Genomic DNA, 9,821 nt, shown 5'->3' with positions numbered 1-9,821 from the left:
GGCTTGGGCGGCGGCGGCTTCCAGCGCCTCGGCCGAGCGTTCGGCAGGGTCATACAGGTCGAGGTCCGTGTGCGGCGCGGCGGCCAGACGGTCCTGCGGCGCGAGGGCGGCATAGGGGTCTTCCGGCGCCAGCTTCGCCATCGCCACGGCCCTCTCGACCAGACGGGCGCGGGTCGCGTCGGACAGGTCGGAGGCGGACACCGTCGCCTGACGCCGCCCGATGAAGACGCGCAGACCCAGGTCGCGGGCCTCTTCACGTTCCACGTCTTCCAGCGCGCCGTTGCGTACGCCGACGGACAGGGAGGCGCGATGGGCGGACACGGCCTCGGCCGCATCGGCGCCGGCCTTCAGCGCGGCGGAGATCAGATCGTTCAGGATGTCGGGGGAGGGCGTCTTATCGGACATGCCCCGATATGGCGGAGGGAGGTAGGGTGTGCAACCGTTGTCACCCTCTCCTGATGGGAGAGGGCTTGAGCCTCCAAGAGCGTAGCGATTGGCTAAGGCGAAAGGGTGAGGGTTCGCGGCTGAAGTCGGCCGCAAGGCCGTGGCGCGGCGGCTTACGCCGACTGACGGGACAAGCCCCTCACCCTTTCGCTTGGCGGATCGCCTTCGGCTCTCCGAAGCTCAAGCCCTCTCCCGCCGGGAGAGGGTCGGTGTCTTGCCTACAGGATCGACCAGGCTATCAGGCTGACCGCCGCGACCAGAAGCGCCAGCCAGGTCAGGATCATGCCGACCGACCGGCCCAGCGACGGGCCTTCCTGGAACAGCAGGCCCAGGGCGTGGATCACCCGCCCGGCGAACAGCATCCCGCCGACCGCATGGATCAGCAGGGCCGGGGCGCCGAGGAAGGCCAGCAGGATCAGGCCGCACATGCCGGCCGGGATGTATTCCGCCGCATTGGAGAAGGCGCGGGTGGCGCAGACCAGTTCGCGTACCCCGCCGTCGCCGAACTCAACCAGATGCTGGCGACGCCGCCGCACCACCACGCCCGACAGGACGAACAGCAGCAGGATCAGCAGGCCGCCCCACAGGGAAGCGGCCTGGATGGTCGGGATCAGGCTCAATTCTCGCGCCCCACGGGATAGAGGCGATAGCGCGCGTCGTAGAAGGGCGTGCGCTCATAGAACCAGGCCAGACGCGCATCGCCGTCGGCGGCGAAGGCGGGATCGGCCGCCAGTTTGGCCTCGAACTCGGCCTTCAGCGCCGGGTCGGCGGCCAGCATCTTTTCGGCCAGGGGGGCGATGGCGTAGGCCTCGATGTACTCGACGCGATTCAGCACCTCGGGGAACATTCCCCAGGCGAAGAAGCTCTCGTTCGACTGCGGCTCCAGCAGCAGGATGGCGACATCGCCCATCGGCTGATCGGTCGGCACGCGGACGGAGCCGACGGGGAAGGTCCAGTCGTGGGCCTCAGGCCGGACGTCGCTGGCCGAGATCGGCACATGGCCTTCGTTGGTGCGGCCCGACACCTTGGGGTCAATGAGGCGCAGCATGTCGACGGCGACGGTGCGCGGGGCGTCCAGCGTCTCCATCTGCACGCCGTGGATGCGCAGGCGCTCGATCACGTCCTGACGATAGGACGGCACCCAATAGGCGGTCGGCCGCGCCAGCGTCAGCGTGGGGTGGGAGCCGTAGAAGGGCATGGGCCACAGCTCGGCGTCCGGTTGGCCCAGCCAGCGGATTTCGGGGCGGCCCGAGGCGGCGCTGTCGAACGTCTCATAGCGGATGCCCTTGAAGGGGCGCGTGTGCGAGGGCGTGTCGTCGCTGTCGAAATTGGCGGGCAGTTCGGCAGGGCGCAGGGCGCGATCGGCGGCGATGGCGGCGCGCAGGTCGCCCGACTTTTCGGCCAGCAGCTTCAACGCCTGTTCGAGGAAGACATAGGTGCCCAGCACCCGCTGTTCGTGCGGTTTCAGGCTGTGGTTCTCGATCAGGATGGTCGGGACGTGGGCCGCCGAGCCCCAGCCGTTCGAGAAGCGTTCGCCCAGACCGCCGTCGTTCAGCCCCTTCTTCGGGTCGCGGTCGTCGATGGCGAAGACCAGTTCGCCAGGGATGTGGCCCTGCGTCTCCAGCGCTTCATACATGGCGGGCTTGAAGGCGGCGTCCAGCCATTTGGCGATAGCCGGGCTGCGGCTCCAGACGCCGTCCTCGCCGTTGTAGCCGAAGGTGACGTCATATTGATAATCGATGCCGTCGGTGACGTGGATGTCGACGTAGAGGTCCGGCTGATACTTGTGAATCAGGCCCATGACGGCCTGCATCTCGGCCTGATCCAGCTTCATGAAGTCGCGGTTCAGGTTCTGGTTCGTCGCCGTGTGGCGCCAGCCCTGAATGCGCGGCCCGCGCTGGTTGGGACGCGAATAGGCGCCGGCGCGCTCGTGCCCGTCGACGCTCAGGATCGGGATCAGGATCAGGTTGGCGCGGTCCAGCAGGCCGTCCTTGCCGTAGAAGGCGATGTCGCGCAGCAGCATCATGCCCGCGTCCTTGCCGTCGATCTCGCCCGGATGGATGCCGGCCTGAGCCAGCAGGACCGGCTTGGACGGATCGAAGACCGCGCCGTCCTTGGAGGCGATCACGGCGTAGATCGGGCGGCCTTCCGGCGAGGCGCCGAACTGTTCGATGCGGATCAGGTCGCTGGCGGCATCCAGTTTGTCGAACCAGGCGCGGGTGTCGGCATAGTTGGGCGAGAAGTCATGCTCGGCATCGGCCTCGAACCCCGTGACCCAAGGATCGGAGGCGTCGCGCAGCAGGGCGCGGCTGGGGCCGTCCCAGGCGGGAGCGGGCGGCAGGAAGGCCTGGTCCCACGGAGCTTCGTTGGAAACGGAAGCGGACGGGGTCTGGGACATGGCGGGGCTCGCGAAACAAACTAGGGCGGCGACGGCCGCTGTGACGAAACGGTCTAGGCGCATAGGCCCTTCGTGATCCGATCACAGCCGTCTGGCAACCCCGGCCCCTATTCGCGAGAAGCGCGTCCGGCCGCTCGTCACGGCCGGACGCAGGGTCGTTACGCGGGCAGTTCCACGCGGTTCATGTTGCCGATGGCGCTGTTGTAGCGGTCTACGACCTGCTCGCGGTAGCTGTCCGAGCTGGACTGCTTGAAGTCGCGATAGGCGCCGACCATGCCGCTGAGGTTGTCGGCGATGCTGGACAGATAGGACTTGTTGCGGTTGTCCGCCGGCATCTTGGCCTGCTCTTCGCGCAGCTTGGCGATGGCGGCTTCCATCGTCGGCAGTTGGGCGTCGGCCTCGGCCTTGTTGTCCTCCATCACCGCATTGGTGAACAGGTCCGCCTTCTGCATGGCGTCCAGCAGGCTGGCCTCGGCGGCGTGGCCTCCCTTGCGCATGGCCTCCATCTTGGCGGCGTTGCTGGCGCGCTGGTATTCGGTCAGGGCGGCGTCCAGTTGCTCGATGCCGGCGACGCTGCCCTGATAGGCTTGGGTCTGGGCGGCGTGGGCCGCCTTGGCCTTGGCCAGGGCGTCGTCGCGATAGGCGCGGGATTCGAAATAGGGGTCGAGCGCCTGCCACTGGGCCAGCAGGGCTTCCAGTTGCGGGATCAGCTTGTCGGCCGCCTCATCGGCCTTCTTGCCCTGATTGCCGCCGTTCAGCGCTCGGCCTTCCTTCAGCTTCGCGATCGCGCGCTCCAGGTGCGAGATGTTCTCCGGGAAGTGCAGCGTCGCCGTGGCCGAGGCGTTCGGGATGTCGAGTTTCTGATAGTCGCCGAAGTATTTCGACACGCCCCAGTGGTCGTCGATCAGCGCGTTGAAGGCGTCGATGTAGAGGCTCATCTTCTCCTGGGTGGCCTCGTTGCCCGCCGCCTGGGCGACCGACTTGGGCGCCGGATTCTCGGCGTTGCCCTTGCTGTCGCCGCACGCCGAAAGGCTGAGCGCGGCGGCGAGAGCGAGCGTGGCGACGCCGGCGCTGGTGCGTGAAATCATATGAATTCCCCTTAGCCGATCAGCGCGCCCCAAGCGTCGCCGTTCCTTCGGCCGGGAAACTGAACGCCGATCAGCCATTTGGGTTCTCTCGCGAGACGAGTTTTTGCAAACTGCTCACAGGAACCGCGTCAGGCCTTCCAGATCGGCGCCCCGTCGCCCGGCAGGCCCAGCGAGGCCCACTTCTCGGACACGCGGTCGATGACGTCCTGCTCCATGCGGATTTCCTCGCCCCATTCGCGCTTGGTCTCGGGCTCCCACTTGTCGGTGGCGTCCAGGCCGATCTTGGAGCCCAGCCCGCTCTCGGGGCTGGCGAAGTCCAGATAGTCAATGGGCGTGTTCTCGATGACGGTGATGTCGCGCGCCGGGTCCATCTTGGTCGAGACGGCCCACATGACGTCCTTCCAGTCGCGGGCGTTGATGTCGTCGTCCACGACGATGATCCACTTGGTGTACATGAACTGCCGCAGATAGCTCCAGCAGCCCATCATCACGCGCTTGGCGTGACCCGGATAGGCCTTCTTCATCGACACCACGGCGATGCGGTAGCTGCAGCCCTCGGGCGGCAGCCAGAAGTCGGTGATCTCGGGGAACTGCTGGCGGATCAGCGGGATGAAGACCTCGTTCAGCGCCTCGCCCAGAACGCTCGGCTCGTCCGGCGGACGGCCGGTGAAGGTGGTCAGATAGATGGGGTCTTTGCGCATCGTAATGGCTGTTAGATGGAAGACCGGGAACTTCTCGACCGAGTTGTAGTAGCCGGTGTGATCGCCGTAGGGGCCTTCGTCCTCGAACTCGTCCAGCAGGACGTGGCCTTCCAGCACGATCTCGGCGTGGGCCGGGACCATCAGCGGCACGGTCTTGCAGGGAACCAGTTCGGCCTTGGAGCCGCGCATCAGCCCGGCGAACTGATACTCCGACAGGGTTTCCGGCACGGGGGTCACGGCGGCCAGGATGGTGCCGGGGTCGGCGCCCAGGACGACGGCGCAGGGCAGGGGCTCGCGCTTGCCCGCCTTCTTGTGCCGGGCGTAGTGCTGGGCCCCGCCGCGATGGGCCAGCCAGCGCATGATGGCCTTGTCCTTACCCAGCACCTGCATCCGATAGATGCCCAGGTTGAAGTCATCCTCGCGGTCGTCCGACGGCCCCTTGGTCACGACCAGACCCCAGGTGATCAAGGGCGCGGGCTCGCCGGGCCAGCAGCCTTGAATGGGCAGGGCGGTCAGGTCGATCTGATCACCCTTCAGCACCACCTCCTGAACCGGGGCCTTCTTCACCGTCTTGGGCCGCATCGACATGACGGTCTGGGCCAGCGGCAGCATCTCCATGGCGTCGCCGAGGCCGCGCGGCGGCGTCGGATTGCGCAGGAAGGCCAGCAGTTCGCCGACCTCGCGCAGCTCGCCCGCTGTAGTGCGCGCCTTGCCCTCCAGCGTCACGCCCATGGCCACGCGCTTCACCGTGCCGAACAGGTTGGCCAGGCAGGGGATGGGGCTGATCGTGCCGTCCGGCATGACCGGCTTCTCGAACAGGACCGCCGGGCCGCCGTTCCGAAGAAGGCGGGTCTGGATCTCGGTCATCTCCAGATGGGTGGAGACGGGCTCCGACACGCGGACCAGTTCGCCGTCGGCTTCGAGGGTCGCAAGAAAATCGCGCAGGGACTTATAGGCCATGCGCTGACGCTTAGGCGGACGCGAGCCGTCTGTCACGCCGTCCGAACGCGCGATCGATCGCCACGACGACCAGCCCCAGCAGCAGGAAGAAGACCAACAGACCCGCGAAGTTCGCCGCCGCCCGCGCCAGGCCCAGTTCGCTGACATTGACGAACCAATAGGGCCACCAGCCCGTCATCGCCCCGTGCGCCAGGGTCCAGCCGCCGTAGAGCAGCGGAAAGGCCAGCCATTTGACCGCGTCGATCCAGCGTAGCCGCCCCTTGGCCGTGAACAATAGCCAGTCGCCGACGAAGGCCAGGGGCATGACCGTGTGCAGCAGCGCATCGGCGACTTTCTGCCAGCCCTGCGGGTTCCAGGTCTGGGCCAGCAGCAGGTGATAAACGACGCCGACCACGACGACGTACATGGCGACGGCGGCCCGAACGCCCTCGCTGCGGCTCCATCGGCCCAGAACGCCGTCGGGCGCCAGCGCCGGCCCCGTCAGGGCCAGCGCCGCGAGCAGATTGGTCAGGATGGTGAAGAAGCTGAAGAAGTTCAGCGTCAGCTCTCCTGCGCCGGAACCGGGGTTGTTCCGCAGCAGGAGGCCGTATTGCAGGCCCAGGGCGCCCCAGCCGATCAGGGCGAACAGGCCGCGATAAAGGCGCGCCGTCATCAATAGGCCGGGGCGTCGGACACCAGCGCCCACACCGGCAGACGCAGGGCGCGGGTGGCGGCGTCCAGGCGCGCGGCGTCCAGATGCTCGCGTCCCGCCTCGACCCGGCGCAGCGCCTCGGGCGTCAGGTCGATTGCGGCGGCCAGGTCGTCGAAGGCCACGCCGCGCTGGTCGCGCCAGCGGCGGATGCGGGCGCCGACGACGGCGTCCATCGGATCAATCCCCGGAAAGCCCAGAACCGAACCCATGACGTCCTCCTCGGCGCCCGCGCCCTAGAACCGTGTCAGATCAGGCATCCTGATCCCATTGGAAGGCCTCGTCCAGCCAGTCGCCGAGGCGGCCGTCGGGGCGGGCCAGGGCGCTGATCCGCGCCATTTCTTCGGCCGACAGTTCGAAGTCGAAGATGCCGAAATTCTCGGCCGCGCGGCTTTCCTTGGCCGTGCGCGGAATGGCGATGACGCCCTGTTGGATGATCCAGCGCAGGGTGATCTGGCCGTTGGTCTTGCCGTGCGCCTTGGCGATCTCGCCGATCACGGCGTCGTCGGCGATCTTGCCCTGCGCCAGCGGCGACCAGGCGGTGATGGACGAGCCCAGTTCCCGCGCCGTTTCGATCAGGGTCTTCTGCGACAGATAGGGGTGGTATTCGACCTGGTTGGTGATCAGCGGCGCGCTCGACAGGGCGGCGGCCTCGCGGAACAGGGCGGAGGGGAAGTTGGACAGGCCGATGTGCTTGGTGAAGCCCTTCTCCAGCGCCGCGTTCAGCGCGCCGATGGTTTCCACCAGCGCGGGCGTCGGCTTGGGCCAGTGCAGCAGCAGCAGGTCGGGAGTCAGGCCCAGGCTGATGGCCGACTCCTCGGCCTGACGCAGCAGGGCGTCGTGATGGAAATGCTCGACCCAGATCTTGGTGGTGACGAAGATGTCGTCGCGCGTGACGATCCCCTCGGCCACGGCGTCGGCGATGCCGTCGCCGACCGCCTTCTCGTTCTTGTAGATCCAGGCGGTGTCGATGTGGCGATAGCCGATGCGCAGGGCCTCGCGCACCATGCGGCGGGCGTCGTCGGCCTCCAGCTGCCAGGTGCCGAAACCGAGCAGGGGAATCTCCACGCCCGAGGCGGTCACGGTCGGCTGATTGGAATAGGGCATGGGGAGGCTCCGCGAAGATGAAGAGCCTCGGATATAGGCGCCCGTTCAGGCGTCGCCATTGTCCAGCCAGTGGAAAATCCCATCCCACAAAGGCTCCATCTCCTTGCGGAAGGCGCCTTCGTGGCCGATCCGCCGCACGTTGAAATCTCCGGGCGCATGAATGGTCATGTCCGAGGGGGCGTTGGGATAGACGCTCAACAGATCGCGCGCCGTTCCGGGCGTGGCGATAGGGTCGTCGGTGAAGATCCATGAGCGGATCGGGGCGGTCACGGCCTCATAGTGATGGGGCCGCAGGCTGGTCTCCAGTTCCTTGGAGAAATACTCGCGCTTCATGCACCAGCGTCGCCAGGTGGTGAATACGCCGCGCGGCAGGTCGGTGCCGGCCCACAGGCCGCCGCCCTTGATATAGCCGTGCCGCATTAGGCTGAACGGTCCGAAGCCCAGCCAGAAGAACAACTCCAGCGGATTGTAGCTGCGGTGGTGCCCGCCCCACCATCCGGTCCCGACCGAGACGAAGGCGTGCCGTTCGATCCGGTCGTGATTGGGCATGAAGCCGAGGAAATGGCCGCCGACGCTGTGGCCGACATGGACGACGCGCAGGCCCGGCGCCGCTTCGATCAGGGCGTCCAGCGCGGCGGGCATGTCCAGCCGGCCCCAGTCGGGATAGTCGATGGTCGAGCCCTTCAGATCATCCGGCCGCGATCCGGCGATGCCCCGGAAATCATAGGTCAGGACCGCCGCGCCCCGGCCCGCCAGATAGCGGGCGAACCGCTCGTAAAAACCTTTGGGAAAGCCGGTGCCGGACGAAACCAGCACGGCGATCCGGGGTTCAGCGGCCGAAACCAGCCGCATCGACAGCGGATAGCCGTCGGCGGCCGGAGCGGTGAAGTCGCGCGTGACGAGATCGGTCATAGGTCCGTCCTGTTTGGAAACGAACTCTAGCCGATTGACGTGGCGTCAGGTCAAGCGGGCCCGATCAATAGGCCCACTCAATACGCCAGGGCGTTGCCGTCCTTGCGCATTTCGGTCGCAGCGCCGTAGGTCCAGCGGCCCTGTTCGTTGATCTGCTTCATCACGTTCTGATAGCCGCCGAAGCCGCCGTCGGGCGGGCCGAGGTCCCAGCCCATGGCCGTCAACTGCTGCTTGGTCGCTTCGGGCACGCCGGATTCGAGGTGCAGCTTGCCCACGCCCTCGGCCGGTTGGCCGGTCGGTTCGGACGAGCCGTAGTGCTGCCAGCGCGGGCTGTCGCCGGCTTCCTGCGGGTCGAGGCCGTAGTCGACCATGTTGATGATGATCTGGGCCTGACCCTGCGGCTGCATCCCGCCGCCCATGACGCCATAGGCCAGCCACGGCTCTCCGTCCTTGCAGGCGAAGCCGGGGATGATGGTGTGGAAGGGGCGCTTGCCCGGCGCATAGACATTCGGGTGGCCGTCGGTCAGGGCGAACAGTTCGCCGCGGTTCTGGAACATGAAGCCGAGCGTCCCGCCGTCCGGGCCGTCGGCGACCAGGCCGCCGCCCATGCCGCGATAGTTGGACTGGATCCAACTGACCATCATGCCGTCGCTGTCGGCGACGCTGAAATAGGTGGTGTCGCCCTGTGTCGGCGCATCGCCGGGGAAGACGCGGTCCATGACGCGGTTCGGGTTGATCAGCTTGGCGCGCTCGGCGGCGTAGGCCTTGGAGTTCAGCCAGGCGGTCGGGGCCTTGGCGAAGCGCTCGTCGGCGAAGTAGCGGGCGCGGTCCTCGAAGGCCAGACGCTTGGCCTCGGCCTGGACGTGGATCGAAGCGGCGGACTGGAAGCCCATGGCCTTCAGGTCGAACTGTTCGCAGATGTTCAGGATCTGGTTGGTCGACAGCCCCTGTGTGTTCGGGCCCAGCGAATAGACCTCGACCCCGCGATAGGTGGTCATCAGCGGCTCGACCCATTCGGTGCGATGGGCGGCCAGATCGGCGCGGGTCATCCAGCCGCCGATGCGCTTGAAATAGCGCTCGATGTGGTCGGCGATCACCCCGTCATAGAAGGCGTCGCGGCCGCCCTCGGCGATCATGCGGTAGGTGCGGCCCAGGTCCGGGTTGGCGAAGACCTCGCCCGTCTTGGGCGTGCGGCCGCCGGTCAGCCAGACCTTCTTGCGGTTGTCGTTTTCCTCGATCGTCGCGGCGCTCTTGTCGAAATTGGCCATGCCGCGTTCGAGGTACCAGGCGATGACCTGCGGCACGGGTACGCCCTGTTCGCACAGTTCGGCGACGGGCAGCAGCACGTCCTTCCACGGCAGCTTGCCGTAGCGCTGGTGCGCGCTCCACCAGGCGTCGACGGCGCCGGGGACGTTGACCGTGACGGCGCCGTAGCGGGGCAGATAGCCGTCAGCCCCGGCCTTTGATCGGGCGGTGGCCAGCGACAGGCCGCGCGGGCTGGCGCCGGAGCCGTTGAAGCCGAC

10 protein-coding genes are annotated in these 9,821 nt (G+C 67.2%); all 10 read right to left on the bottom strand.

The genetic code is table 11. The annotated features are described in order from the left end of the window. Window positions 1-405, bottom strand: a 405-nt coding sequence (locus RT567_RS09790; RefSeq protein ID WP_313576160.1) for a PmbA/TldA family metallopeptidase, incomplete at its 3' end; no start/stop codon positions are given. 257 nt (window positions 406-662) lie between these two features. After that, window positions 663-1,064: an MAPEG family protein gene (locus RT567_RS09785; protein WP_313576158.1), complete on the bottom strand. Its 402-nt coding sequence runs from the start codon at window positions 1,062-1,064 to the stop codon at window positions 663-665. After that, window positions 1,061-2,842 (bottom strand): M14 family metallopeptidase, encoded by a 1,782-nt coding sequence (locus tag RT567_RS09780; protein ID WP_313576156.1) that lies wholly within the window; start codon window positions 2,840-2,842, stop codon window positions 1,061-1,063. The genes RT567_RS09785 and RT567_RS09780 overlap by 4 nt, the downstream gene beginning before the upstream one ends. Before the next feature lie 158 nt (window positions 2,843-3,000). After that, complete coding sequence (locus RT567_RS09775; RefSeq protein ID WP_313576154.1) at window positions 3,001-3,930, bottom strand: DUF3829 domain-containing protein; 930 nt, start codon at window positions 3,928-3,930, stop codon at window positions 3,001-3,003. Between the two features lie 128 nt (window positions 3,931-4,058). Then, window positions 4,059-5,591: a UbiD family decarboxylase gene (locus RT567_RS09770; RefSeq protein WP_313576152.1), complete on the bottom strand. Its 1,533-nt coding sequence runs from the start codon at window positions 5,589-5,591 to the stop codon at window positions 4,059-4,061. Window positions 5,592-5,601: 10 nt separating this feature from the next. Next, a complete protein-coding gene (locus tag RT567_RS09765; RefSeq protein WP_313576150.1) occupies window positions 5,602-6,243 on the bottom strand; it encodes a Pr6Pr family membrane protein in 642 nt (213 codons plus the stop codon). Beyond that, window positions 6,243-6,491 (bottom strand): helix-turn-helix transcriptional regulator, encoded by a 249-nt coding sequence (locus tag RT567_RS09760; RefSeq protein WP_313576148.1) that lies wholly within the window; start codon window positions 6,489-6,491, stop codon window positions 6,243-6,245. The genes RT567_RS09765 and RT567_RS09760 overlap by 1 nt, the downstream gene beginning before the upstream one ends. Before the next feature lie 40 nt (window positions 6,492-6,531). Next, window positions 6,532-7,386, bottom strand: a complete 855-nt coding sequence (locus RT567_RS09755; RefSeq protein WP_313576146.1) for an aldo/keto reductase — start codon at window positions 7,384-7,386, stop codon at window positions 6,532-6,534. Window positions 7,387-7,431: 45 nt separating this feature from the next. Further along, window positions 7,432-8,298: a serine aminopeptidase domain-containing protein gene (locus RT567_RS09750; protein ID WP_313576144.1), complete on the bottom strand. Its 867-nt coding sequence runs from the start codon at window positions 8,296-8,298 to the stop codon at window positions 7,432-7,434. Between the two features lie 77 nt (window positions 8,299-8,375). Continuing rightward, window positions 8,376-9,821, bottom strand: a 1,446-nt coding sequence (locus RT567_RS09745) for a gamma-glutamyltransferase family protein (protein ID WP_313576142.1), incomplete at its 5' end; no start/stop codon positions are given.

It is taken from the genome of Brevundimonas sp., assembly GCF_032107865.1.
Lineage (GTDB): Bacteria > Pseudomonadota > Alphaproteobacteria > Caulobacterales > Caulobacteraceae > Brevundimonas.
This window is presented reverse-complemented; position numbering and strand designations above follow the sequence as displayed.

Excerpts from the sequence above, each read along its gene's own strand:
- RT567_RS09760 (WP_313576148.1), bottom strand. The coding sequence starts at position 6,491 with ATGGGTTCGGTTCTGGGCTTTCCGGGGATTGATCCGATGGACGCCGTC.
- RT567_RS09770 (WP_313576152.1), bottom strand. The coding sequence starts at position 5,591 with ATGGCCTATAAGTCCCTGCGCGATTTTCTTGCGACCCTCGAAGCCGAC.
- RT567_RS09780 (WP_313576156.1), bottom strand. The coding sequence starts at position 2,842 with ATGTCCCAGACCCCGTCCGCTTCCGTTTCCAACGAAGCTCCGTGGGAC.
- RT567_RS09765 (WP_313576150.1), bottom strand. The coding sequence starts at position 6,243 with ATGACGGCGCGCCTTTATCGCGGCCTGTTCGCCCTGATCGGCTGGGGC.
- RT567_RS09755 (WP_313576146.1), bottom strand. The coding sequence starts at position 7,386 with ATGCCCTATTCCAATCAGCCGACCGTGACCGCCTCGGGCGTGGAGATT.
- RT567_RS09775 (WP_313576154.1), bottom strand. The coding sequence starts at position 3,930 with ATGATTTCACGCACCAGCGCCGGCGTCGCCACGCTCGCTCTCGCCGCC.
- RT567_RS09750 (WP_313576144.1), bottom strand. The coding sequence starts at position 8,298 with ATGACCGATCTCGTCACGCGCGACTTCACCGCTCCGGCCGCCGACGGC.